The organism is Streptomyces sp. NPDC034084, assembly GCF_055575535.1.
In genome coordinates, this window is record NZ_JBVISK010000001.1 from 210,038 (window position 1) to 233,292 (window position 23,255).

The window sequence follows — 23,255 nt, forward strand, 5'->3', positions numbered from 1 at the left end:
CCATGACGACCACCACCAACAAGGCCGAGGCCACCACCGAGCCGGCCGCCCGCGAGACCGTGCTCGACGCGCGCGGGGTCACCATGCGGTTCGGCGGTCTCACCGCCGTGCGCGACGTGAACCTCACCGTGAACAGCGGCGAGATCGTCGGCCTCATCGGCCCCAACGGCGCCGGCAAGACCACCTTCTTCAACTGCCTCACCGGCCTCTACGTCCCCACCGAGGGCGAAGTCCGGTACAAGGGCACGGTCCTGCCGCCCACGTCCTTCAAGGTCACCGACGCGGGCATCGCCCGGACCTTCCAGAACATCCGCCTCTTCCACAACATGACCGTCCTGGAGAACGTCCTCGTCGGACGCCACACCCGGATGAAGCAGGGCCTCTGGTCCGCACTGCTCCGCCTGCCCGGCTTCAAGAAGACCGAGGCCGAGGCGGCGGAGAAGGCCATGGAACTCCTGGAGTTCATCGGCCTCAAGGACAAGGCCCAGCACCTCGCCAAGAACCTCCCGTACGGAGAGCAGCGCAAGCTGGAGATCGCCCGCGCACTCGCGAGCGACCCCGGCCTGATCCTGCTCGACGAGCCCACCGCCGGCATGAACCCGCAGGAGACGCGGGCGGCGGAGGAACTCATCTTCAAGATCCGGGACATGGGCATCGCCGTGCTCGTCATCGAGCACGACATGCGGTTCATCTTCAACCTCTGCGACCGGGTCGCCGTGCTCGTCCAGGGCCAGAAGCTGATCGAGGGCGACAGCGCGACCGTCCAGGGCGACGAGCGGGTCATCGCCGCCTACCTGGGCGAGCCCGTCGAGGCGGACACGGCCAAGGCTCCGGCCGCGGCCGCGACCGCGACCGAGGAAGCCGAAGAGGCCACCTCGGACGAGGCACCGGCCGACGAGGCACCGGCCGACGAGGCACCGGCCGACGGCGAGACCGCCGAAGAGACCGACGAGGAGCCCTCGGAGGACACCCCGCACGACCCTGCTTCGGGCAAGGAGAACGACGCATGACCGCACTGCTCGAAGTCGAGGACCTGCGCGTCGCCTACGGAAAGATCGAGGCCGTCAAGGGCATCTCCTTCTCCGTCGACGCCGGTGAGGTCGTCACCCTCATCGGCACCAACGGCGCCGGAAAGACCACCACCCTGCGAACCCTCTCCGGGCTCCTCAAGCCGGTCGGCGGCCAGATCAAGTTCGAGGGCAAGTCCCTCCGCAAGATCCCCGCCCACAAGATCGTCTCGCTGGGCCTCGCCCACTCCCCCGAAGGCCGGCACATCTTCCCCCGGATGACGATCGAGGAGAACCTCCTCCTCGGCGCCTTCCTCCGGAAGGACACCGCCGGCATCGCCAAGGACGTCCAGCGCGCCTACGACCTCTTCCCGATCCTGGGCGAGCGTCGCAAGCAGGCCGCGGGCACGCTCTCCGGCGGCGAGCAGCAGATGCTCGCGATGGGCAGGGCGCTGATGTCCCAGCCGAAGCTGCTCATGCTCGACGAACCCTCGATGGGTCTCTCGCCGATCATGATGCAGAAGATCATGGCGACCATCGCCGAGCTGAAGGCCCAGGGCACGACGATCCTGCTCGTCGAGCAGAACGCCCAGGCCGCGCTCGCCCTGGCGGACCACGGTCACGTCATGGAGATCGGCAAGATCGTGCTCTCGGGCACGGGAGAGAACCTGCTCCACGACGAGTCCGTCCGCAAGGCGTACCTCGGCGAGGACTGAGCACCACGAACGGAAGGCCCGCCCCACAAGGTCGTGGGGCGGGCCTTCTCCTGTACGGAGGACGGCGCGGGCTACTGCCCCTTGGCCGCCTTCTTCTCCTCGGCGTCCTCGATGACGGCCTCGGCGACCTGCTGCATCGACATGCGGCGGTCCATCGAGGTCTTCTGGATCCAGCGGAAGGCGGCGGGCTCCGTCAGGCCGTACTGGGTCTGCAGGATCGACTTGGCGCGGTCGACGAGCTTGCGGGTCTCCAGGCGCTGGGAGAGGTCGGCGACCTCCTTCTCCAGGGCGCGGAGCTCGGCGAAGCGGGAGACGGCCATCTCGATGGCCGGCACGACGTCGCTCTTGCTGAACGGCTTCACGAGGTACGCCATGGCGCCGGCGTCCCGGGCCCGCTCGACCAGCTCGCGCTGCGAGAAGGCGGTGAGCATCAGGACCGGGGCGATGGACTCGCCGGCGATCTTCTCGGCGGCCGAGATGCCGTCCAGGACGGGCATCTTCACGTCCAGGATGACGAGGTCGGGCCGGTGCTCACGGGCGAGCTCGACGGCGGTGGCACCGTCCCCGGCCTCGCCGACGACCGTGTAGCCCTCTTCCTCCAGCATCTCTTTGAGGTCGAGGCGGATGAGCGCCTCGTCCTCGGCGATGACGACACGGGTCGTCAGCGGCGGGACGTGCGACGTGTCGGCGGCGTCGTCGGCGGGCTGGGGCGACTCGGGGGCGGTCACGGGGGCTCCTCGTTCAAGGCCTCTTCCAGGCGGATGCAGCTCCCCAAGAGCCTACCTAGCTGCGGTATGGTGGACGCGCAGAGGGTCGGGGGAAACCTTTGATTCTGCGGGCCCCGGTAGCCCAATTGGCAGCAGGCAGTGGATTCAAAACCCACACAGTGTCGGTTCGAGTCCGACCCGGGGCACTTTTCCTTCGATTCGAAGGTCACCGATCAAGGAATGATCGTCACGCACACGCGTGAACCCTGCCGATTCGCAGATAGCCACTGAGGCGAATCAGTCACGCTCGACTGCGTGTACGACATGGGAACGCGTCAGCAGGCACTAAACCTGCTGCGAAGCGGCGCGAGAAACTCGGCCGTCGCCAAGATACTGGGCTCATCGACGCGTGCGCGGGGGCCATGCAGGCCGTCCTGCCCGGCAATCGTGCGTCGAAGGTACAGAAGCGCGGGTGCGTGGACGTCAAGATCACCTCCATGCACCTCGGATGTCTCTTCCCCCAACACGGGCCGGGCAGGAAGCACGAGCGCTCCATCGTCCTCATGGCCTGGCAGCAGGCGATCGTCACGGCTCACGCCTGGGAGTTCATTCGGGGGCTCATCCACTCAGACGGCAGCCGGATCACCAATTGGACCGAGAAGATGATCGGCGGGGAGCGGAAGCGCTACGAATACCCCCGCTACTTCTTCACCAACTCGTCCGCCGACATCATCGGTCTCTTCACCGACGCCCTCGACCGAGTGGGCGTCGAATGGAAGGCCGCTAACCAGGCGCGCACCGCGCAGAACATCTCCGTCGCCCGCAAAGCCTCCGTCGCGCTCATGGACCTTCACGTCGGGCCCAAGCACTGACTACGTCAGGGACTCACCGATGTGGTGGACCCGGACCAGGTTCGTCGAGCCCGCGACGCCCGGTGGGGAGCCGGCCGTGATGACCACGACGTCGCCCGGCCGACAACGGCCGATGCGCAGCAGTTCCTCGTCGACCTGGGCCACCATCGCGTCCGTGGAGTCGACGTGCGGGCCGAGGAAGGTTTCGACGCCCCAGGTGAGGTTGAGCTGGGAGCGGGTGGCCGGGTCGGGGGTGAAGGCCAGGAGGGGGATCGGGGAGCGGTAGCGGGAGAGGCGCTTGACCGTGTCGCCGGACTGGGTGAAGGCCACGAGGAACTTGGCGCCGAGGAAGTCGCCCATCTCGGCGGCCGCGCGGGCCACGGCGCCGCCCTGGGTGCGGGGCTTGTTGCGGTCGGTCAGTGGGGGGAGGCCCTTGGCGAGGACGTCTTCCTCGGCGGCCTCGACGATCCGGCTCATGGTGCGGACCGTCTCGATCGGGTGGCGGCCGACGCTGGTCTCGCCGGAGAGCATGACGGCGTCGGTGCCGTCGATGACGGCGTTGGCCACGTCGCTGGCCTCGGCGCGTGTGGGGCGGGAGTTGTCGATCATCGAGTCGAGCATCTGGGTGGCGACGATGACCGGTTTGGCGTTGCGCTTGGCAAGTTTCACGGCGCGTTTCTGGACGATCGGTACCTGTTCCAGGGGCATCTCGACGCCCAGGTCGCCGCGGGCGACCATGATGCCGTCGAAGGCGGCGACGATCTCGTCGATGTTCTCGACGGCCTGCGGTTTCTCGATCTTGGCGATGACGGGGAGTCGGCGGCCTTCCTCGTCCATGATCCGGTGTACGTCGTCGATGTCCCGGGCGCTGCGGACGAAGGAGAGGGCGATGACGTCGGCGCCGATGCGCAGTGCCCAGCGCAGGTCTTCGATGTCCTTCTCGGAGAGGGCGGGGACGGAGACGGCGACGCCGGGGAGGTTGAGGCCCTTGTGGTCGGAGACCATGCCGCCTTCGATCACGCGGGTGTGGACGCGGGGGCCGTCGACGGAGGTGACTTCGAGGGTGACGCGGCCGTCGTCGACGAGGATGCGTTCGCCTGCGGTGACGTCGTCGGCGAGGCCGGGGTAGGTGGTTCCGCAGTGGTGGCGGTCGCCTTCCACCGTTTCGACGGTGATGGTGAAGTCGTCGCCGCGTTCAAGGAGTACGGGTCCTTCGTGGAAGCGGCCGAGGCGGATCTTCGGGCCTTGAAGGTCGGCGAGGACGCCGACGTTGTGGCCGGTCTCGTCGGCGGCCTCGCGGACGTGCTGGTAGCGCTTCTCGTGGTCGGCGTAACTGCCGTGGCTGAGGTTGAGGCGGGCCACGTCCATGCCGGCTTCGATCAATGCCTTGATCTGGTCGTATGTTTCGGTGGCGGGCCCAAGGGTGCAAACGATTTTCGCTCGGCGCATGGGTCGAGCCTAGGGCTTACCCATCAGTAGGTAGTTGGCGTGGCATGACGAGCCAACAACCTTTCCGTGAAAGGTTGTTGACAAGTCTTGAATCTGTGCGCGGGGGTGCTCCGATGAGCGATTTCCGCGCCCGTGGGGTGCTCGTCTCAGAGCGCGGGGGGTCGCATGGTGAACCGCGCGACGACTTCGGCCGTGACCGTCTGCCGCTGGGGTTCGAGGTCGAGGGGCGGCGCTTCGCCGGCCGCCTCGGCCGCGTAGCCGACGGGCTCCCCGCCGAAGGCGGACCGTCTGGGCATGGGGGGCTGGACGAGTCCCGCGTCCGACAGTTCGAGGAGTGAGGCGAGCGAGGTGCCGAGCGCCTCCGCGTAGGCGCGGGCCCGCTGCACCGCTTCCTCGACGGCGAGCCGGCGTGCCTCGGCGTATGCCGGGGAGGTCGGCCGCAGGTCCCACCACGGGCCGTCGACGCTCGTCATGTCCAGGTCGGCGAGCCGGGTCACCAGCTCTCCGAGCGCGGTGAAGTCGGCCAGTTCGGCCGTGACCCGCACCCGGCCGCGGTAGGCGTGGACCCGCTCTCCCCGCCCTCGTCTGCCGAGCTCGGGGGAGATGGAGAAGCCGCCCGTCTCCAGCTTTTCGACCGCGTCTCCGAGTTCCTTCACCAGGCCGAGGACGCGCGCGTTGCGCCGGGTGAGGTCCGTGAGTGTCTCGGCGCGGTCGGTGCCCCGTGCGGAGACGGTGAGCCAGATCCGGGCGAGTTCCGGCTCGACCTCCAGGCGTCCCTCGCCCCGCACCGTCACCTGGGGCGCGTCCGGGGTCGCGTGTTCCTGTGTCACGTCGTGGCTCCTCCGTGCTCGACAACGGCCGTCCACCGAACACTTTCCCACTCCGTAACCCGATAGGTCTGTTGCCGGGGTGGCGTCTGAGCCAGAATCTACGCGCGTTGTGCGCCATGGTCGGCGCGGGCGTCACAGAACCAAAGGGGAGAAACACATGCCGCTGAACCGCAGGACGTTCCTGGAGCGCTCGGCCGCCGCCGGGGCCGGAGTGGCCGTCGCCGGAGCCGTCGCCGTTCCCGCCGAGGCCGACGGCGGCCCCGGCCGGCCGCGTCCGCAGAAGCGGTACTCCTTCACCGTGATGGGCACCACCGACCTGCACGGGAACGTCTTCAACTGGGACTACTTCACGGACAAGGAGTTCGACGACAAGGCGCACAACGACGTCGGCCTCGCCAAGATCTCCACCCTGGTCGACGAGGTCCGCGCGGCGAAGGGCCGTCGCAACACCCTGCTCATCGACGCCGGCGACACCATCCAGGGCACCCAGCTGTCGTACTACTACGCCAAGGTCGACCCGATCACCGCCCAGCACGGGCCGGTCCACCCGATGGCCCAGGCCATGAACGCCATCGGCTACGACGCCGCCGCGCTCGGCAACCACGAGTTCAACTACGGCATCCCGGTGCTGCGGAAGTTCGAGGAGCAGTGCGACTTCCCGCTGCTCGGCGCCAACGCGCTCGACGCCAGGACGTTGCGCCCGGCGTTCGCCCCGTACAGCATGCACTGCCTGCGCACCCCGCACGGCAAGGACGTCAAGGTCGCGGTGCTCGGCCTGACGAACCCGGGCATCGCCATCTGGGACAAGGCGAACGTCACGGGCAAGATGGTCTTCCCCGGTCTTGAGGAGCAGGCCGCGAAGTGGGTGCCGAAGCTGCGCTCGATGGGCGCGGACGTCGTGGTCGTCTCGGCGCACTCCGGCTCCTCGGGCACCTCGTCGTACGGTGACCAGCTTCCGTACATCGAGAACGCGGCCGCGCTCGTCGCCGAGCAGGTCCCGGGCATCGACGCGATTCTCGTGGGCCACGCGCACACCGAGATCCCCGAGTACAGGGTCACGAACAAGGAGACGGGCAAGGACGTCGTCCTGTCCGAGCCGCTGAAGTGGGGCCAGCGCCTGACCCTGTTCGACTTCGACCTGGTGTGGGAGAAGGGCCGCTGGGTCGTCGAGAAGGTCGGCGCGCAGGTCCTCAACTCCAACACGGTCGCCGAGGACCCGGAGATCACCGGGCTGCTCGCGGACGAGCACAAGAAGGTCGTCGCGTACGTCAACCAGGTCATCGGCACGTCCACGGCGGCCATGACCACGGCGGACGCGCCGTGGAAGGACGAGCCGATCATCGACCTGATCAACGTCGTTCAGGCCGAGACGGTGAAGGCGGCCCTGGCGGGTGGCGCGTACGCCGGGTTGCCGGTGATCTCGCAGGCCTCCTGCTTCTCGCGGACGGCCCGGATCCCGGCCGGTGAGATCAGCATCAAGGACGCGGCCGGTCTCTACCCCTTCGAGAACACCCTGGAGGCGCGTCTGCTGACGGGTGCCCAGCTGAAGGACTACCTGGAGTACTCGGCGAAGTACTACGTGCGGACTCCGGCGGGCGCGCCCGTCGACACGGCGAAGCTGACGAACGCGGACGGCACGCCGGACTACAACTACGACGCCGTGTCGGGTCTGACGTACGAGATCGACATCGCGAAGCCGGTCGGATCGCGGATCGTGAACCTCGCCTTCGAGGGCAGGCCGCTCGACCCGGCGGCGAAGTTCGTTCTCGCGGTGAACAACTACCGGGCGAGCGGTGGCGGCGCGTTCCCGCACGTCGCGGGCGCTCAGCAGTTGTGGGCGAACTCGGACGAGATCCGCAACACCATCATCCAGTGGGTGAAGGCGAAGGGGACGGTCGACCCGGGCCTGTTCGCGTCGGTGGACTGGAAGCTGACCCGGGACGGTGTGCCCGTCTTCTAGCTTCTACTGCTGCACGAGAGGCGTCAGCTTCCGGTCCTGGGACGGGATGGCCGGCGCCTCTCGCGTCTCCAGGCCGAAGCTGGTGAAGGCGGTGCGGCGCGGGAGGGGGTACGGCTCCTTGCCGGTGACGGAGTTGAGGATGGTGGCGCTGCGCCAGGCCGCGAGGCCCAGGTCGGGGGCGCCGACGCCGTGGGTGTGGCGCTCGGCGTTCTGGACGTACACCGAGCCGGTGACGGAGGGGTCGAGGACCAGGCGGTACCGCTCGTCGATGCGGGGCCGGCCGGTGGAGTCGTGGCGCAGGTACGGGTCGAGTCCGGCGAGCATCCGGTCCACCGGGCGTTCCCGGTAGCCGGTCGCCAGGATGACGGCGTCGGTGGTGAGCCGGGAGCGGGTGGACTGCTGGATGTGTTCGAGGTGCAGTTCGACCTGGGTGGTGGCGAGGCGGCCGGCGGTGCGGACCCGGACGCCGGGGGTGAGGACGGCGTCGGGCCAGCCGCCGTGCAGGGTGCGGCGGTAGAGCTCGTCGTGGATGGCGGCGATGGTGTCGGTGTCGATGCCTTTGTGCAGTTGCCACTGGCGGGGCAGGAGTTCGCCGCGTACGGGCTCGGGCAGGGCGTGGAAGTAGCGGGTGTAGTCGGGGGTGAAGTGCTCCAGGCCGAGTTTGGAGTACTCCATGGGGGCGAAGGCCTCGGTGCGGGCCAGCCAGTGGATCTTCTCGGCTCCGGCGGGGCGGGCGCGGAGCAGGTCGAGGAAGATCTCGGCGCCGGACTGGCCGGAGCCGATGACGGTGACGTGTCCGGCGTGCAGGAGTGTCTCGCGGTGGGTCAGATAGTCGGCGGAGTGGATCACGGGGACGCCGGGGGCGTCGGTGAGTGGCCGGAGCGGTTCGGGGACGTACGGTTCGGTGCCGACGCCGAGGACGACGTTCCGGGTGTAGGCGCGGCCGAGGGCTTCGGCCTCTCCCTCGGGGTCGACCTGGGTGAAGTCGACCTCGAACAGCTGCCGTTCGGGGTTCCAGCGGACGGAGTCGACCTGGTGGCCGAAGTGGAGGCCGGGGAGGCGCTCGCTGACCCAGCGGCAGTAGGCGTCGTACTCGGCGCGCTGGATGTGGAACTTTTCGGCGAAGTAGAAGGGGAAGAGGCGCTCGCGGTTCTTCAGGTAGTTGAGGAAGGTCCAGGGGCTGGCGGGGTCGGCGAGGGTCACCAGGTCTGCCAGGAAGGGGACCTGGAGGGTGGCGCCGTCGAGGAGGAGGCCGGGGTGCCAGTGGAAGGCCGGCTGCTGTTCGTAGAAGGTGGCGGCGAGTCCGCCGGGGAGACCGTCGGCGAGGGCGGCGAGCGAGAGGTTGAAGGGGCCGATGCCGACGCCCACCAGGTCGTGGGGTCGGTCGGGGTCCTGCTGGGTGCTGCCGGTCATCGGTGCGTGTCGCCTTCCACGAGGGTGAGGATCCGGGCCAGGTCGCCGGGGGTGGCGTGGGGGTTGAGGAGGGTGGCCTTGAGCCAGAGGCGGCCGTCGGCCGAGGCTCGGCCGAGGACGGCGCTGCCGTCGACGAGGAGGGTGCGGCGGATCGCCGCGACGGTGTGGTCGGTGGTGGCGGCCGGCCGGAAGAGGACGGTGGTGAGGGTGGGCCTGGCGCGCAGTTCGAGGCCGGGGTCCTTCTCCACCAGGTCGGCGAACTCCTGGGCGAGGTCCATGCAGCCGTCGACGAGTGCGCCGAGGCCGGTGCGGCCGAGCGCGCGGAGGGTGACGGCGGTCTTGAGGACGTCGGGGCGGCGGGTGGTGCGCAGGGAGCGGCCGAGGAGGTCGGGGAGGCCGGCTTCGGTGTCGTCGTCGGCGTTGAGGTAGTCGGCGGTGTGGCCGAGGGCGGTGAGGTCGGCGGTGTCGCGTACGGCGAGGAGTCCGGCGGCGGCCGGCTGCCAGCCGAGTTTGTGCAGGTCGACGGTGACGGTACGGGCCCGGTCGAGGCCGTCGAGGAGTCGGCGGTGGGTGGGGCTGAAGAGGAGGGGACCGCCGTACGCGGCGTCGACGTGGAGCTCGGCGCCGTGGGTGGCGCAGACGTCGGCGAGGGCGGGGAGCGGGTCGATGAGGCCCTCGTCGGTGGTGCCCGCGGTGGCGGCGACGAGGACGGGTCCTTCGGTGCGCGCCAGGACCGCGGCGAGGGCGGCGGGGTCCAGGGTGCCGCTGGGGGTGGGGACGGTGAGGGGCTGGGGCAGGCCGAGGAGCCAGGCGGCGCGGCGGAAGGAGTGGTGGGCGTTGGCCCCGACGACGGTCCGGAGGGTGCCGTGCCGTTCGCGGGCGAGGAGGAGGGCGAGCTGGTTGGACTCGGTGCCGCCGGTGGTGACGAGCGCGTCGGGGGCGGTCGCGTGGGGGAAGACCTCGGCGGCGAGGGCGGCCGTGACCTGGGCTTCCAGGGCGGAGGCCGCGGGTGCCTGGTCCCAGGAGTCCATGGACGGGTTCAGCGCGGAGGCGGCCAGGTCGGCGGCGGCGGCGAGTGCGAGGGGCGGGGTGTGGAGGTGGGCGGCGCAGAGGGGGTGGGCGGGGTCGGCGGCGCCGGCGGCGAGGGCGTGGACGATCGTCGCGAGGGCTTCGTGGGGGCCGGTGCCCTGGTGCGGGAGGGTGGTGCCGAGGGTGTTCCGCAGCCTGCGGGCCACGGCCTTCGGGCCCCCGGCCGGGAGGGGTCCGCCTCGTTCCCGCGTACCGGTGCGCAGGGCGTCGAGGGTGGTGTCGAGGAGGGGGCGGAGGGCGTCGGGGCCGGGGGTGCCTCCGGCGAGGGGTGGGGGTGCGGCACGCATGGACGACAGGGTGGCGGGTGGTGGTGGGGGCTGTCCGGGGAGTCGGGGGTTGTGACCCGAACGGGGGACGTGGGCCGCCTGCCGTGCCGTCTCGGGCGGCCCCGCCGGCGCTCGCCGGGGCGGGGATCGTCCGGACGGCCGTCAGGGGCGGCCGTGCCAGTCGAGGCACACCACCATGGCGTCGTCGTCGGCGTCGATGGGGCCGCGATGGCCGGAGAGTTCCTGCAGTACGGCGCGGGGGACCTGTGACGGCGGGAGGAGACGGGTGTTGGCCATGGCGCGGATCAGGGCGCGCTCGCTGTAGCGCTCTCCCGCGGGGGAGGCCACGTTGTAGACGCCGTCGCTCACGAAGAGCAGTCGGTCTCCGGGTTCCACCCGGAAGCGCTGCGCGGTGTAGATGGTGTCCTCGAACATGCCCAGGGGAAGCTGCGCTTCGAGTGCGATGGGTTCTGCCTTGCCCTGCCTGAGACGCCACATCCGGGGAGAGCCGGCGTCGATGATCTCCGTTTCCCCGGTGTCCAGGTCGAACCGCAGGTGGAGTACGGAGAGGTGGACCGCGCCGTGATAGTGGCCGTAGACCGCCTGGTCGGCCAGGCATACCTGGTCCGTGAGTGACAGGCCGGCGCGGCGGGCGTTGCGGAGGGCGTTGATGGCGAGGTTGGTGAGCAGGGCGGCCTCGATGCCTTCGCCCATGCCGTTGGTCACGGTGAGGGTGAGGTGGTCGGCGGAGGTCGACCAGTCGAAGTTGTCGCCGTAGATGGCGTAAGCCGGTTCGAGCTGGGCGCCGAGTTCGTATTCGGGGCGGGAGCAGGAACGGCCGGGCAGGAGTTGCCACTGCATCTCGGCGGCGAGGGTGAGGCGGTCCGCGCGGCGGGCTTGGAGGTAGAGGTCGGTGTCCCGTTCGGCGACGACGATCGCGTAGGCCAGTACTTCCGCGACGTCCTGCAGTTCGCGGGCGGTGTCCGGGTCGTAGGAGTCCGCGGGGAGCCGGACGCTGAGGATGCCGATGCGGTCGCCTCGGACGCTGACGGGGAGGTGCGCGGTGACGCGGTCGGTGCCGCTGTCGGCCTGGACGTGGGGTTCCTGGGCGCCGAAGGCTCTGCCGGGCGCGCTGGTGTGGACGGGGATCGGTTCGGCGGTGTAGGGGAGGCCGCTGACGGGTTGCAGTATGGTCATCGCGTAGTCGGCCATGAGCAGGTCGACGGATTCGGCGGCGTAGTGGGTGGTGAGGGCGTCCCGCACCGCTTCGAGGAGGGCGTGAGGCGCGGCTCTGCGGAGGGCGCGTTCCACCGCCGTGAATCTGTCCACCGTTCGATTACCACCTGTTCGGAATTTGCGGGAAAAGGAGCGGATGGTCTCTCATGCCTCAGCGACTGACAGGACCATTGCGAAGTGTCACAGTTGGGGGCATGCATTCCCAACCTTCGCCGGGCCACGATCGGGATGCTGCCGCGCAGGCGACGCGCGAGGTCATCGAGCTGTTGGAAGTGCTCTGGAGCCAGGGCCGGGACATGACGCCGACGGCCCCGGTGTCGCCGTCGCAGCTTCGGGTGCTGTACGCGTTGGACCGGCATCACGGGATCAATCTGCGCACGTTGGGAGAGGCGCTCAGCTCGACGCCGTCGTCGGTGAGCCGGATGTGTGACCGCCTGCACGCCCTGGGGTTCATCAACCGGTCCCTCAGTTCCGCCAGTCGCCGCGAGCTCGAGCTGCGCTTGTCGAGCCGGGGCGAAAGCTACCTGCGGGACCTTCGGGCGCGTCGTGAGCAGGTGCTTCTCGAGGTCATCACCGGTATGACGGTTGAGGAGCGGGCCGCTCTCACGAAGGGGATGGCCGGTTTCAGCCGGGTCGTCGGGGACGCCAGTCCGCCGAGCGAGGAGCCGCGGGGCGAAGCTGTGGAATCGGCCTGATCGGCTGTTCGGCCGGGCGCGTCGACCGGATCACGGTATTCCTGCCTTCCAGCCGTCCGGGCCTGTCTGCGGGTGTGTCCTGCGGAGAGTGTGGACCGTCCATTGGGCAGCACTTGTCCGATGGCAAGTATTGCCGTGCGGCAAGGTTACTGGACCTCCGTGCCGTTCGGCTCCCGCTCGGGGTCGGACGGTCGCCGCGCGCCGCCCACACCCTCGCGGCGGGCACGCCCCGGGTCCCCAGCCGGCCGCGAGGCGGGGGGTGACCCGGGCTCCTTGACATCCGTTAAGGGGAAGGGGGCGTCTCGGTCCGCGCAGTGCCGCCACACCCCCCGGCACCTGGCAGCCTTTCCCCTCGCACCGCCACTCCGCTAACATTTGTCACGCAACAACAATTGCGGAGGCGGATAGCGATGACCACCCCAGAGCATGAGGCCCGGCTCCGAGTAGGTGAGGCTCTGCGTGCGCGGAGCGAGGACGTGGCCGACCGATGGGTTCAACTGCAGTTGGAACGAGCGGTCCTGGGAACCGGCATCACCGAGGGCGAGCTGCGTGAGGAGGCCGACCTGCTCGTCGAGGCGCTGCGTTCCGCGCTCGAGAGCGACCAGCCGGCGGAGCGCGTCGTCAGCGCGCATCCCGGGCTGCGGCAGGCGGTCACCGACCTCTCCCTGCGTCGTGCGCGGGGCGGAGCGGACCCGACGTCCACCGCGCTGGCCGTCCTGTCCCTGAAAGAGGCGCTGCTCGAAGCGGTGCAGCAGGAGACCCGCGAGGGCACCGTCCTGTTCCAGGCCGCGCTGTTGATCAACAGGCTTCTCGACGCGGCGGGGGCCTTGTCCTTCTCGACGTATGTGGAGGGCCGCGAGGAGATCATCCGGCGTCAGAGCAGACAGCTCCTGGAGACCTCCACTCCGGTGGTCCGCCTCTGGGACCGGGTGCTGGCCGTCCCCCTGATCGGAACGCTCGACACGGCGCGGACCCAGGTCGTCATGGAGAACCTGCTGGAAGCGATCCAGCGGGACGAGGCGCAGGTGGCGATCATCGACATCACCGGTGTGCCGACCGTGGACACCGCTGTCGCGCACCATCTGATGCAGACGGTCAACGCCGTCCGGCTCATGGGCGCGGACTGCGTGATCAGCGGCATCCGGCCACCGATCGCGCAGATCATCGCCCAGCTCGGCATCGACCTCTCCGCCATCCTGACCCGCGCGACGCTCGCCGACGCCCTCGCCGCGGCCATCCCCATGATCAACCGGCCGACGCCCCGGCCCCCCTACGCGGCCGCCCTGTGACCGGCGCCCCCAACGGAGGTGTGCCGATCCTTCGACTGGGCGACGTCCTGGTCACCGGCCTGCTCGACGAGCTCGACGACAAGAGCGCCGTCGCCTTCACCGAAGAACTCACCGAACGCATCGTCGCCGACCGCGCGCGAGGCGTCCTCATCGACGTCTCACGCCTCCAGCTCGTCGACTCGTTCGTGGCGCGCACCCTGATGGAACTGGCCACGACGGCCCGGCTCCTGGGCGCGCGCGTCGTGGTGGCCGGCATGCGCCCGGCCGTGGCCATCACGCTGGTAGAACTCGGTCTGCGTCTTTCCGGTGTGGAAACCACCCTGAACGCGGAGCAAGGCATGATCGCACTCGGATGGCGACAAGCCCCGTATCCCCCAAAGGGGGCACTCGATGTCGCTCTACGGTGAGTCCCCTCCGGCACGCCTCGTCTCCCCCCGCGCGTCCACCGCCCGCGACGGCGACGGCGGGAGAGTGACGCGCGAGATCCGCGCCGAGGAGGACCTGCTCGCCGCCCGCCACGCCGTACGCGAGGCCACCGTGCGCGCCGGCTTCGGGCTGGTGGACCAGACACGTATCGTGACGGCCGCCAGTGAGATCGCGCGCAACGCGTACGTCCACGGCGGCGGCGGCACTCTCACCATCGAGACGGTCCACCAGGCGGGGCGGCAGGGGCTGAAGTTCTCCGTCGCGGACCAGGGGCCCGGCATCGCGGACCTCGAGACCGCGTTCCTCGACGGTTTCACCACGGGCGCCGGCCTGGGCCACGGGCTGGGCGGGGCCCGCCGCCTCATGGACGAGTTCCACGTCCACACCGTCCCGGGCCAGGGCACGACCGTGACCGCGCTGCGCTGGAACACCCGGCCGTGAACGACAGCAGCCGTCCAGGGACGCTCCACGTCCGCATCGACCACCACAGCGCCGTCCAGACGGCTTCCGACCAGGCCCGCGCCCTCGCCCGGCACCTCCGGATGCCCGGGGCGCAACCCGATCAGGCGGCCGTCCTCGCCAGCGAACTCGCCAGCAACATCAGCAAGCACGCGCACAACGGGGCGGTCTTCCTGCAGCCGGCCCCGCTGGGAACCGGCCTGGACGTCATCGCGGTGGACCACGGCCCCGGCATCGGCGACATCGGCCTCAGCCTCACCGACGGCTACAGCACCACCAAGACGCTGGGAGCCGGTCTGGGAGCGGTACGCCGCATCGCCAGCGACTTCGGCATCCGATCGGACCCCCGGCACGGCACCCTCGCGCACGCCCGCCTCAGACTTCCCGGGAGCACGGAACCGGCCCTCGGCATCGGCGCCCTGTGCCTGCCCGCCGACGGCCAGTCCCTCTGCGGCGACGGCTACACGATCGCCCGCCACGGTGACGCGTGGACCGCGCTGGTGGTCGACGGACTGGGGCACGGGCCGGACGCGGCAGCGGCCACCCAGCGCGCCCTGCGCACCTTCCACTCCTGCCCCGACGCGCCGCTCCCCGACATCGTCAGCGCCCTCCACAAGGCGCTGAGGCACACCAGAGGCGCCGCCGCCGCGGCCCTCAGGACCGGATCCGGACTCGCCGAGTACTGCTGCGTCGGCAACATCCGCGCCGCGGTCCTCTCGCCCCGGGGAGTCCACCAGCAGCTCACCGGCCAGGCCGGCATCGTCGGCTACCACCATCCCCCGCCCAGGAGCCGGTCCTTCGAGCTCTCCCCCGACGCCACCGTGGCCCTGTACACCGACGGCATCGACCACCGGTGGACGCACGCGCCCTCCCCCGCCCACCTGAGCCTGCCCCCCACCCTGCTCGCGGCCTCACTGGCCCACACCCGGCGCCGAAGCCGGGACGACGCCACGGTCCTGGTCTTCGGCGCCTCCCCGGGAGTCACATGACCAGCGGCACCTTCCACACCCTGGCCGCTCTGCGGCGCACCGTACGAAGCGTCGCGCTCGCGCACCGGTTGCCCGCGGTCGACAGGGCCCGCCTGGTGCTCGCCCTGAGCGAAGCGGCCGCCCCCTCGCTGAGCGCCGGACGGCTCGTCACCCTGACCGCCGCCCACGAGCCGGCGGACGTCGGCGGCAGCGGCCGGCTGACCGTCGCCCTTCGCCTGCCCCGACTGGATCCGGTCGCCTCGGTGGCGGCGACCCGGCTTCCGCTGCCGCCCGAGATCACCACCGACAACCGCATGCTCTGGCGCGTGCCCACCCCTCGCGTCCCCGCGTCCCCGCGTGGCCCGCTCCCCGTGCCCGGCGACCTCGTCCTCGCCGAGGAGGAACTGCGCGCCGCGCTCGCCACGACCGACAGCCTCGCCGCGGAGCACCGCAAACTCAAGCACGAGCTGGCCGAGACCAACAGCGGCGTCCTGGCCCTCTACGTACAGCTCGAAGAGCGGGACGAGGAACTGCGCCGAGCCCACGGCCGCACCCTGCGCGCCCTGGAGGACGCCCTGCGGCCCCGCCCCCTCCACGTCGACGGCCTCGAGATGGCCGTGCACTACGCCCCCGCCGGTGACGACGACCCCACCGGAGGAGACCTCTACGACTGGTTCGCGCTCCCCGACGGAACCATCCACATCACCATCGTCGACGCCCTCGGCCACGGGGTCGCCAGCACCCGCACCGCGCTGACCGTCACGCACGCGGTGCGCACCCTCGCTCTCGAAGGGCACCCCGTCGGCAGCATCGTCGCGCGCACCGACCACATCCTCGCGCCCCTGGACCACAGCGTCATGGCGACGCTTCTCCTGACGCGGGTGAACCCCTCGACCGGCGAGGTCGTCCTCGCGAACGGAAGCCACCCACCGGCGCTCCTCGTGCGCGCCGACGGCACCGCCGGCTACCTCGAAGCCCGCGGCCGCGGCATCGGCTACCCCCTGCCCGGCAGCGAAGGCGTCGTCGGGGCGACGCTTCGTCCCGAAGACCTGCTCGTCCTCTACACCGACGGCCTGACGGAGAGCCGCAGGGACAGCTACGAGGGTGAGAAGCGCCTGGTCCAGTCCGCTCGCCGTCACCGAGGGCGGCCCACGGATCAGATTCCCGCCGCCATCGCCCGCGACATGCTCACCGGCGTCCTCCACCAGGACGACACCCTCGCCATCGCCGTCCGCCTGCCCCGCCCCCGCGACCCCGAGTCGTGAGAGACGGGCAGGGTCGCGGGGGGCGGCGCCGGTAGCCGTCAGGCGCTCCGGACCGCCAGGGCCCTGCGGAGGTCGTCCAGTTGGTCGACGAGTTTGCGGTGCAGGGCCGGGATCATCTCGTCGTCCGTGAGGTGGGACTCGCCCAGGGCGAGCGACTCCGCGTCGATCGCGTACACCGGGAAGGCGTAGCGGCCGGCGGCCTCGGCCATCGCGGGGCCCCGGCGGTCGCCGAGCGCGACGGCCGCCTCGTAGAAGCGCGGCACGTACTCCCGTACCAGATCGGCCTGTTCGGGTTGCCAGAAGCCCTGGGCGGTGGCGGTGAAGAGGTAGTTGGAGAGGTCGTCGGAGTCGAAGAGGGCCGACCACGCCTCGGCCTTCGCGTCGAGGGTCGGGAGGGCGGCCCGGCAGCGGGCCGCGCCCTCCTGGCCGGTGGCGCTCGGGTCCCGTTCCAGCTCGGCGGCGATCACGGTCTCGTCGGTGGCGCCGAGGACGGCGAGGCGGGCGAGGATCCGCCAGCGCAGCTCGGGGTCGAGCTCCGGACCGCCGTGGACGGTGCCCTCCTCGAGCCAGGAGGCGATCTTGTCGGGCGTGGTGGCGCTGTCGATGCAGGCGCGGACGGCGGTGAGGCGCAGTCCGGGTGCCTCTCCGTCCTCGGTGCGGCGCAGCAGGGCGCGGGCGATCTCGCCGAGGACGGCGAGGGCGGCCGGGCGCTCCTCCTCGGTGATGTACCGGTCGGCGACCTGGGTGCGGGCGAAGCCGAGGACTCCCTGGACCAGGGCGAGTTCGGTCTCCTCGGTCAGGTGCGCGCGGGCGATCTCCAGGTAGTCGGCGGGGGTGAGGTCTCCGTCGCGGACCATGTCGCGCAGGGCGTTCCAGATGACGGCGCGGGTGAGCGGGTCGGGGATGCGGGAGAGGCCGCGCAGGAGGGATTCCTCGGAGACCTCGTCGAAGCGGAGCTTGGCGTAGGTGAGGTCGCCTTCGTTGAGGACGACGAGGGCGGGGTGCGGGCCGCTCAGTTCGGCGGGCGTCTTCTGCGGGACGTCGAGGTCGCGGCGCTCGCGGAGGGTGAGTTCGCCGTCGGGGTGCCGGTCGTAGATGCCTGCCTGGATGCGGTGGGGGCGGCTGCCGTCGCGGTCGACGTGGAGCCGCCACCGGGTGCCCTCGCCTTCGAGGCGGGGCGTCAGGGTGTCGACGCCGGTGGTGCGGAGCCACTGTTCGGCCCAGGCGTGGACGTCGCGGTCGGTGGCGGCGGCGAGGTTGTCGATGAAGTCGGCGAGGGTGGCGTTGCCGAACTTGTGGCGCTTGAAGTGGATGTTGATGCCGGCGAGGAAGTCCTTCTCGCCGAGCCAGGCGACGAGCTGGCGCAGGGCGGAGGCGCCCTTGGCGTAGGAGATGCCGTCGAAGTTGAGGAGGGCGGAGGCGGTGTCGGGGACGGCTTCCGGGTCGGGGGCGACGGGGTGGGTGGAGGGGCGCTGGTCCGCCTCGTACCCCCAGGCCTTGCGGGTGACGCCGAAGTCGATCCAGGTGTCGGGGAAGAGGTCGGAGCACGCCTCGTTGACGGTCTGGAAGCCCATGTACTCGGCGAAGGACTCGTTCAGCCAGATGTCGTCCCACCAGCGCAGGGTGACGAGGTCGCCGAACCACATGTGGGCCATCTCGTGGGCGATGACCATGGCGCGGGTCTGTCGCTCGGTGACGGTGACGGCGGAGCGGAAGACGAACTCGTCGCGGAAGGTGACGAGCCCGGGGTTCTCCATGGCGCCGGCGTTGAACTCGGGGACGAAGGCCTGGTCGTACGAGTCGAAGGGGTAGGGCTCGTCGAACTTCTCGTGGTAGCGGTCGTAGCAGGCCTTGGTGACGGCGAGGATCTCGTCGGCGTCGGCGTCGAGGTGGGCGGCGAGGGAGCGCCGGCAGTGGATGCCGAAGGGCAGGCCGGCGTGCTCGGTGCGGATGGTGTGCCAGGGGCCGGCGGCGACGCAGACGAAGTAGGTGGAGAGCAGGGGGGTGGGGGCGGCCTGCCAGCGGCCGTCGGGCTGCTGCTCGGTGATGCCGTTGGAGAGGACGGTCCAGCCCTCGGGGGCCTTGACGCCCAGTTCGAAGACGGCCTTCAGGTCGGGCTGGTCGAAGGCGGCGAAGACGCGCTGGACGTCCTCCATGAACAGCTGGGTGTAGACGTACGACTCGCCGTCCGTGGGGTCCGTGAAGCGGTGCATGCCCTCGCCGGTGCGGGAGTACCGCATGGTGGTGGCGACGCGCAGGGTGTGCTCGCCCTCGGTGAGGCGGAGCGGGAGCCGGTTGCCGTCGAGGGTGGTGACGTCGAGCGGCTTGTCGTCGAGGACGGCGGAGTGGAGCGTCTCGGGCTTGAGCTCGACGAAGGTGTCCCCCGCGGCGCGGGCCGTGAAGCGGATGAGGCTCTGTGACTCGAAGGTCTCGTCGCCGGTGGTGAGGTCGAGGTCCACGCGGTAGTGGTGGACGTCGAGGAGCTGGGCACGGGTCTGCGCTTCGTCGCGCGTCAGTACGGACATGGGCCCTATGCTGCCCGATCGCTCCGTTCCGGGGCAGGGGGTGTACGGACCTGTCGGTGGAGGGACCTCAGGCCAGGCCGGAGCCGTTCAGGTGGGCGAAGGCGGCGGTGATGCGGGGCCGGTCGTAGCCGGCGGGTCCCGCGGCGCCGCTGGAGATCAGGGTGTGGAGCAGGATCCGGGCTTTCGCGGGGTCGAGCGGGCCGGCGGGGATCAGTCCGTGGTGCAGCAGGTCGTGCTCGGAGCCGGGGCTGCGGTAGGTGTCCGTGAGGGTCGCGCCGCCGCCGGTGCGGGAGGCGAGGACGACCGGGATGCGGCGGGCGAGTGCGGCGAGGGGTTCGACGAGCGGGGCGGGGGCGTGCCCGCCGCCGAAGGCGGCGACCACGAGGCCCTGGAAGCGGTCGTCGACGGCGTCGAGGAGTTCGCCGCGGTCGCCGAGGGAGAGGGTCACGAGGGCGACGCGTACGGAGGGGTCGAGCTTGAGCGGGCAGAGCGCGGCGGGGACGGCGGGGCGGAGCAGGATCCTCGGTTCGCCCTCGACGACGGTGCCGATCGGTCCCGCGCCGGGTGAGGCGAAGGTGGCGACCGAGGTGGTGTGGGTCTTGCGGGTGTGGCGGGCGGCGTGGATCTCGTCGGCGAGGACGACGAGGACGCCGAGGTTCCGGCAGGCGGGGTCGGTGGCGACGGCGAGCGCGGCGGCGAGGTTGGCGGGGCCGTCGGCGCCGGGCAGGTCGGGGCGGCGCATGGCGCCGGTGACGGCGATCGGCTGCTCGGTGGTGCAGAGCAGGTCGAGGAGGAAGGCGGTCTCCTCCAGGGTGTCGGTGCCCTGGACGACGACCACGCCGGATCCGCCGGCGACGGCCGCCCGCACCTCGTCGGCGAGGGCCGCGAGGTCCTCGAAGGAGAGGGTGGAGCTGGGGACGCGGCGGAAGTCCCGCAGGACGACGTCCTCGGGGGCGCCGAGCCCGGCGAGGACCTCCTGGCCGGTCATACGGGCGGCGTCACCGCCTCGCGCGGAGATGGTCCCTCCGAGGGTGAAGACCGTGACGCGGCCCATCAGCGTGCTCCGTCCGCGATCGTCTCGTGGTGCCGGATGACCTCGGCGATGATGAAGTTGAGGAGCTTCTCCGCGAAGGCCGGGTCCAGTTTCGCGCTCTCGGCGAGTTCACGCAGCCGGGCGATCTGGCGGGCCTCGCGGGCGGGGTCGGCGGGCGGGAGCTGGTGCTCGGCCTTGAGGACGCCGACCTGCTGGGTGCACTTGAAGCGCTCGGCGAGCATGTGCACGACCGCGGCGTCGATGTTGTCGATGCTTTCGCGCAGCCGGGTCAGCTCGGCGGTGACGGTCGGGTCGATGTCGCTGGTGTCGCTCATGATCTGCGAGCTTAGACGGATCTGGGGAGGATCGTCGGCGGGTGTTCGGGATCCGGAACGCGGTTGCTCCAGCCGCCGTGCACGGACCGCCCCTGCTGCTCGCGGAAGCGGATGGGCGCGGTGCCGACCCGGCGGGTGAAGAGCCGGGAGAAGTAGGCCGGGTCGTCGTAGCCGACGCGGCGGGCGACGGCGGCGACGGGCAGCTCGGTGGCGGCGAGGAGCTCCTTGGCGCGGCCGAGGCGGACGGTGAGCAGGTAGTCCTTGGGGCTGCACCCGGCGGCGCGGCGGACGGCGGTGCGCAACTCGGCGGGGGTCATGCCGTGCCGGGCGGCGTGTTCGGCGACGGAGAGCGGCTGGAAGGCGTCGCGGGCGAGGGCGGCGAGGACGGGGTCGCCCTCGGCGTTGGTGTCGGCGCGGGCCCGGCGGAGGGCGACGAGCAGCTCGTGGACGGCGGCTCCGGTCTCGACCTCCAGGAGGGGGTTGCCGGGGCGGGCGGCGCGGGCGATCCGGCTGATGGCGGCGCGGGCGGGGGCGGCGTCGGAGAGGGGGACTACGGGCCGGTCGGGCTCGATGTAGCCGAGCTCGGTGTAGGTGGCGGTGGCGGGCCCGGAGAAGTCGACGAAGGCCTCGTCCCAGCCGGTGCCGGGGTCGGCGGCGTAGTGGTGGGGGACGCCGGGGGTGAGCCACAGCAGCGCGGGGGCGGTGACGGTGGCGCGGCGGCCGTCGGCGCCGCGGTACCAGCCGCCGCCGGCGGAGACGACGACGGCGACGTGGTGGTCGAGGGTGCGCGGGCCGACGGTGGGCAGGGTGCCGTGCTGGAGTCCGACGCCGAGGCAGACGAGGCCGAGGCGGTGGTGGACGGGGCCGGGCGTGAAGTAGCGCATCCAGGTGTGGTACATCGCCGGCCCCTCCGTTACGTCCAAACTGCGACGATCTTTGTCCATGGACCGCCCCGCCGCCAGAGGGCGAGGGTGAGGCCATGAGCACGTTCGCTGTGGGTGACGAGGACTTTCTGCTCGACGGGCGGCCGGTGCGCCTCCTGTCGGGGGCGCTGCACTACTTCCGGGTGCACGAGGGGCACTGGGAGCACCGGCTCGGGATGCTGCGGGCGATGGGGCTCAACTGTGTCGAGACGTACGTCCCGTGGAACCTGCACGAGCCGGAGCCCGGCCGGTACGCGGACGTGGAGGCGCTCGGGCGGTTCCTGGACGCGGTGGAGCGGGCCGGGTTGCGGGCGATCGTGCGCCCGGGTCCGTACATCTGCGCCGAGTGGGAGAACGGCGGGCTTCCGCACTGGTTGACCGGTCCCCTGGGGCGGCGGGTGCGGAGCCTCGACCCGGGGTTCCTGGCGCCGGTGGAGGCCTGGTTCCGGCGGCTTCTGCCGCAGGTGGTGGAGCGGCAGGTCGACCGGGGCGGTCCGGTGCTCCTGGTGCAGGTGGAGAACGAGTACGGGAGTTACGGGAGCGACCTGGCGTATCTGGAGTGGCTGGCCGAGCTGCTGCGGGGGTGCGGGGTGAGCGTGCCGCTGTTCACCTCGGACGGGCCCGAGGACCACATGCTGACGGGCGGCTCGGTGCCGGGGGTGCTCGCGACGGCGAACTTCGGCTCGGGGGCCCGGGAGGGTTTCGCGACGCTGCGCCGGCACCGGCCGTCGGGTCCGCTGATGTGCATGGAGTTCTGGTGCGGCTGGTTCGACCACTGGGGCACGGAGCACTCCGTACGGGACGCGGCGGACGCGGCGGGTGCGCTGCGGGAGATCCTGGAGTGCGGGGCCTCGGTCAATGTGTACATGGCGCACGGCGGGACGAACTTCGGGGGCTGGGCCGGCGCGAACCGGGAGGGTGCGCTGCACGACGGTCCGCTGCGGGCGACGGTGACCTCGTACGACTACGACGCGCCGGTGGACGAGGCGGGGCGGCCGACGGAGAAGTACCGGGCCTTCCGCGCGGTGCTGGCGGAGTACGCGGAGGGGCCGCTGCCGGAGGTGCCGGAGCCGCCGGCCCGGCTGGGGGCGCCGGTCTCGGGGGCGTTCGACGGCTGGGCGCCGCTGGACGGGGTCCTGGAGGTGCTCGGCGGCGAGGAGACGGTGACGCCGGTGCCGCCCGCCTTCGAGGAGCTGGGGGTGGACCGGGGTCTGGTGCGCTACCGGGTGGCGGTGCCGGGTCCCCGGCAGCCGTACCCGCTGGGGGTGACGGGGCTGCGGGACCGGGCGGTGGTGTACGTCGACGGGCGGCCGGCGGGGGTGCTGGACGGGGAGGACGCCGTCCTTCCCGATCCGGTGGCGGGTCCCGCGCTCGTGGACCTGTGGGTGGAGTCGCTGGGGCGGGTCAACTACGGGCCGCGGCTCGCGGAGCCGAAGGGAATCACCGGAGGCGTACGGCACGAGCGGCAGTATCTACACGGCGTACGGGCCAGGGGGCTGCGGCTCGACGCCTTCGGGGCGGAGGCGGTCGCCCAGGTGCCCTTCGGCCCGGTCACGGAAGCTCCGGGCCTGTACCGGGGGGTCCTTGCCGTGGCCGGGGCCGGGGACGCCCGGCTGCGGCTGCCGGGCGCGACCCGGGGCTTCGTGTGGGTGAACGGATTCTGCCTGGGCCGCTACTGGTCGGCCGGCCCGCAGGACGCGCTGTTCGTGCCGGGCCCGGTGCTGCGGGAGGGCCCGAACGAGGTGTGGGTCCTGGAGCTGGAGGGCGGGGGGCCGTCCTCGGTGGAGCTGGAGCCGGTGCGGACGTGAAGGTG

21 protein-coding genes and 1 tRNA gene are annotated in these 23,255 nt (G+C 71.3%); 12 read left to right on the forward strand and 10 right to left on the reverse strand.

What is annotated here, in order from left to right; translation table 11 throughout:
* The first annotated feature begins 2 nt into the window (after nucleotides 1-2).
* Both ACZ51I_RS00960 and ACZ51I_RS00965 read left to right on the forward strand, forming a co-directional pair.
* On the forward strand, nucleotides 3-1,010 hold the full coding sequence (locus tag ACZ51I_RS00960) for an ABC transporter ATP-binding protein (protein WP_468870652.1): 1,008 nt from the start codon (nucleotides 3-5) through the stop codon (nucleotides 1,008-1,010).
* Nucleotides 1,007-1,723, forward strand: a complete 717-nt coding sequence (locus ACZ51I_RS00965; RefSeq protein ID WP_468870653.1) for an ABC transporter ATP-binding protein — start codon at nucleotides 1,007-1,009, stop codon at nucleotides 1,721-1,723. The genes ACZ51I_RS00960 and ACZ51I_RS00965 overlap by 4 nt, the downstream gene beginning before the upstream one ends.
* Nucleotides 1,724-1,794: 71 nt before the next feature.
* On the opposite strand, the gene ACZ51I_RS00970 is transcribed toward ACZ51I_RS00965, so the two are convergent.
* Nucleotides 1,795-2,451, reverse strand: a complete 657-nt coding sequence (locus tag ACZ51I_RS00970; RefSeq protein ID WP_468870654.1) for an ANTAR domain-containing response regulator — start codon at nucleotides 2,449-2,451, stop codon at nucleotides 1,795-1,797.
* Nucleotides 2,452-2,561: 110 nt separating this feature from the next.
* On the opposite strand from ACZ51I_RS00970, the gene ACZ51I_RS00975 reads away from it, so the two are divergent.
* Nucleotides 2,562-2,636 (forward strand) — tRNA-Leu (locus ACZ51I_RS00975).
* A 270-nt stretch (nucleotides 2,637-2,906) separates the two neighbouring features.
* On the forward strand, nucleotides 2,907-3,302 hold the full coding sequence (locus ACZ51I_RS00980; protein WP_468870655.1) for a hypothetical protein: 396 nt from the start codon (nucleotides 2,907-2,909) through the stop codon (nucleotides 3,300-3,302).
* On the opposite strand, the gene pyk is transcribed toward ACZ51I_RS00980, so the two are convergent.
* Nucleotides 3,303-4,730 carry a pyruvate kinase gene (gene pyk / locus ACZ51I_RS00985; protein WP_468870657.1) on the reverse strand — a complete coding sequence of 476 codons (1,428 nt, stop codon included), beginning with the start codon at nucleotides 4,728-4,730 and terminating at the stop codon, nucleotides 3,303-3,305.
* Between the two features lie 146 nt (nucleotides 4,731-4,876).
* Complete coding sequence (locus ACZ51I_RS00990) at nucleotides 4,877-5,560, reverse strand: SIMPL domain-containing protein (RefSeq protein WP_468870658.1); 684 nt, start codon at nucleotides 5,558-5,560, stop codon at nucleotides 4,877-4,879.
* Between the two features lie 157 nt (nucleotides 5,561-5,717).
* Here ACZ51I_RS00990 and ACZ51I_RS00995 point away from each other — a divergent pair, with 157 nt between their 5' ends.
* Complete coding sequence (locus ACZ51I_RS00995) at nucleotides 5,718-7,520, forward strand: bifunctional metallophosphatase/5'-nucleotidase (protein ID WP_468870660.1); 1,803 nt, start codon at nucleotides 5,718-5,720, stop codon at nucleotides 7,518-7,520.
* 3 nt (nucleotides 7,521-7,523) lie between these two features.
* Here ACZ51I_RS00995 and ACZ51I_RS01000 read toward each other — a convergent pair whose 3' ends face one another.
* The 3 genes from ACZ51I_RS01000 to ACZ51I_RS01010 form a co-directional block, all read right to left on the reverse strand.
* A complete protein-coding gene (locus ACZ51I_RS01000) occupies nucleotides 7,524-8,933 on the reverse strand; it encodes a lysine N(6)-hydroxylase/L-ornithine N(5)-oxygenase family protein (RefSeq protein ID WP_468870661.1) in 1,410 nt (469 codons plus the stop codon).
* Nucleotides 8,930-10,309 carry a pyridoxal phosphate-dependent decarboxylase family protein gene (locus ACZ51I_RS01005; protein ID WP_468870663.1) on the reverse strand — a complete coding sequence of 460 codons (1,380 nt, stop codon included), beginning with the start codon at nucleotides 10,307-10,309 and terminating at the stop codon, nucleotides 8,930-8,932. The genes ACZ51I_RS01000 and ACZ51I_RS01005 overlap by 4 nt, the downstream gene beginning before the upstream one ends.
* 141 nt (nucleotides 10,310-10,450) lie before the next feature.
* Nucleotides 10,451-11,617: a PP2C family protein-serine/threonine phosphatase gene (locus ACZ51I_RS01010; RefSeq protein WP_468870664.1), complete on the reverse strand. Its 1,167-nt coding sequence runs from the start codon at nucleotides 11,615-11,617 to the stop codon at nucleotides 10,451-10,453.
* A gap of 101 nt (nucleotides 11,618-11,718) precedes the next feature.
* Between ACZ51I_RS01010 and ACZ51I_RS01015 the strand changes: the two genes are divergently transcribed.
* The 6 genes from ACZ51I_RS01015 to ACZ51I_RS01040 all read left to right on the forward strand — a co-directional run bounded on the left by ACZ51I_RS01015 (nucleotide 11,719) and on the right by ACZ51I_RS01040 (nucleotide 16,626).
* Nucleotides 11,719-12,219 carry a MarR family winged helix-turn-helix transcriptional regulator gene (locus tag ACZ51I_RS01015; protein WP_468870665.1) on the forward strand — a complete coding sequence of 167 codons (501 nt, stop codon included), beginning with the start codon at nucleotides 11,719-11,721 and terminating at the stop codon, nucleotides 12,217-12,219.
* 410 nt (nucleotides 12,220-12,629) lie between these two features.
* Nucleotides 12,630-13,508, forward strand: coding sequence for an STAS domain-containing protein (locus tag ACZ51I_RS01020; protein ID WP_468870666.1), 879 nt, complete (start codon nucleotides 12,630-12,632; stop codon nucleotides 13,506-13,508).
* Between the two features lie 20 nt (nucleotides 13,509-13,528).
* Nucleotides 13,529-13,915, forward strand: a complete 387-nt coding sequence (locus ACZ51I_RS01025) for an STAS domain-containing protein (RefSeq protein ID WP_468870667.1) — start codon at nucleotides 13,529-13,531, stop codon at nucleotides 13,913-13,915.
* Nucleotides 13,899-14,375: an anti-sigma regulatory factor gene (locus tag ACZ51I_RS01030; protein ID WP_468870668.1), complete on the forward strand. Its 477-nt coding sequence runs from the start codon at nucleotides 13,899-13,901 to the stop codon at nucleotides 14,373-14,375. Before ACZ51I_RS01025 ends, ACZ51I_RS01030 begins: the two co-directional genes overlap by 17 nt.
* The gene (locus ACZ51I_RS01035) at nucleotides 14,372-15,382 is read left to right on the forward strand and encodes a SpoIIE family protein phosphatase (protein WP_468870669.1); all 1,011 of its coding nucleotides are present in this window, start codon (nucleotides 14,372-14,374) and stop codon (nucleotides 15,380-15,382) included. Before ACZ51I_RS01030 ends, ACZ51I_RS01035 begins: the two co-directional genes overlap by 4 nt.
* A complete protein-coding gene (locus tag ACZ51I_RS01040) occupies nucleotides 15,379-16,626 on the forward strand; it encodes a PP2C family protein-serine/threonine phosphatase (protein WP_468870670.1) in 1,248 nt (415 codons plus the stop codon). The genes ACZ51I_RS01035 and ACZ51I_RS01040 overlap by 4 nt, the downstream gene beginning before the upstream one ends.
* A gap of 38 nt (nucleotides 16,627-16,664) precedes the next feature.
* Here the strand turns inward: ACZ51I_RS01040 and pepN are convergent, their stop codons facing one another.
* The 4 genes from pepN to ACZ51I_RS01060 all read right to left on the reverse strand — a co-directional run bounded on the left by pepN (nucleotide 16,665) and on the right by ACZ51I_RS01060 (nucleotide 21,418).
* A complete protein-coding gene (pepN, locus tag ACZ51I_RS01045; protein WP_468870671.1) occupies nucleotides 16,665-19,151 on the reverse strand; it encodes an aminopeptidase N in 2,487 nt (828 codons plus the stop codon).
* A 67-nt stretch (nucleotides 19,152-19,218) separates the two neighbouring features.
* Nucleotides 19,219-20,205, reverse strand: a complete 987-nt coding sequence (locus ACZ51I_RS01050) for an asparaginase (protein WP_468870673.1) — start codon at nucleotides 20,203-20,205, stop codon at nucleotides 19,219-19,221.
* Nucleotides 20,205-20,519: a chorismate mutase gene (locus tag ACZ51I_RS01055; RefSeq protein ID WP_468870674.1), complete on the reverse strand. Its 315-nt coding sequence runs from the start codon at nucleotides 20,517-20,519 to the stop codon at nucleotides 20,205-20,207. The genes ACZ51I_RS01050 and ACZ51I_RS01055 overlap by 1 nt, the downstream gene beginning before the upstream one ends.
* Nucleotides 20,520-20,530: 11 nt before the next feature.
* Nucleotides 20,531-21,418, reverse strand: a complete 888-nt coding sequence (locus tag ACZ51I_RS01060) for a helix-turn-helix transcriptional regulator (RefSeq protein ID WP_468870675.1) — start codon at nucleotides 21,416-21,418, stop codon at nucleotides 20,531-20,533.
* A gap of 80 nt (nucleotides 21,419-21,498) precedes the next feature.
* Here ACZ51I_RS01060 and ACZ51I_RS01065 point away from each other — a divergent pair, with 80 nt between their 5' ends.
* Nucleotides 21,499-23,250 (forward strand): glycoside hydrolase family 35 protein, encoded by a 1,752-nt coding sequence (locus tag ACZ51I_RS01065; RefSeq protein WP_468870676.1) that lies wholly within the window; start codon nucleotides 21,499-21,501, stop codon nucleotides 23,248-23,250.
* Nucleotides 23,251-23,255 lie beyond the last annotated feature (5 nt).

Excerpts from the sequence above, each read along its gene's own strand:
- ACZ51I_RS00960 (WP_468870652.1), top strand. The coding sequence starts at position 3 with ATGACGACCACCACCAACAAGGCCGAGGCCACCACCGAGCCGGCCGCC.
- ACZ51I_RS00965 (WP_468870653.1), top strand. The coding sequence starts at position 1,007 with ATGACCGCACTGCTCGAAGTCGAGGACCTGCGCGTCGCCTACGGAAAG.
- pyk (WP_468870657.1), bottom strand. The coding sequence starts at position 4,730 with ATGCGCCGAGCGAAAATCGTTTGCACCCTTGGGCCCGCCACCGAAACA.
- ACZ51I_RS00995 (WP_468870660.1), top strand. The coding sequence starts at position 5,718 with ATGCCGCTGAACCGCAGGACGTTCCTGGAGCGCTCGGCCGCCGCCGGG.
- ACZ51I_RS01000 (WP_468870661.1), bottom strand. The coding sequence starts at position 8,933 with ATGACCGGCAGCACCCAGCAGGACCCCGACCGACCCCACGACCTGGTG.
- ACZ51I_RS01005 (WP_468870663.1), bottom strand. The coding sequence starts at position 10,309 with ATGCGTGCCGCACCCCCACCCCTCGCCGGAGGCACCCCCGGCCCCGAC.
- ACZ51I_RS01015 (WP_468870665.1), top strand. The coding sequence starts at position 11,719 with ATGCATTCCCAACCTTCGCCGGGCCACGATCGGGATGCTGCCGCGCAG.
- ACZ51I_RS01020 (WP_468870666.1), top strand. The coding sequence starts at position 12,630 with ATGACCACCCCAGAGCATGAGGCCCGGCTCCGAGTAGGTGAGGCTCTG.
- ACZ51I_RS01030 (WP_468870668.1), top strand. The coding sequence starts at position 13,899 with ATGTCGCTCTACGGTGAGTCCCCTCCGGCACGCCTCGTCTCCCCCCGC.
- ACZ51I_RS01040 (WP_468870670.1), top strand. The coding sequence starts at position 15,379 with ATGACCAGCGGCACCTTCCACACCCTGGCCGCTCTGCGGCGCACCGTA.
- pepN (WP_468870671.1), bottom strand. The coding sequence starts at position 19,151 with ATGTCCGTACTGACGCGCGACGAAGCGCAGACCCGTGCCCAGCTCCTC.
- ACZ51I_RS01050 (WP_468870673.1), bottom strand. The coding sequence starts at position 20,205 with ATGGGCCGCGTCACGGTCTTCACCCTCGGAGGGACCATCTCCGCGCGA.
- ACZ51I_RS01055 (WP_468870674.1), bottom strand. The coding sequence starts at position 20,519 with ATGAGCGACACCAGCGACATCGACCCGACCGTCACCGCCGAGCTGACC.
- ACZ51I_RS01060 (WP_468870675.1), bottom strand. The coding sequence starts at position 21,418 with ATGTACCACACCTGGATGCGCTACTTCACGCCCGGCCCCGTCCACCAC.
- ACZ51I_RS01065 (WP_468870676.1), top strand. The coding sequence starts at position 21,499 with ATGAGCACGTTCGCTGTGGGTGACGAGGACTTTCTGCTCGACGGGCGG.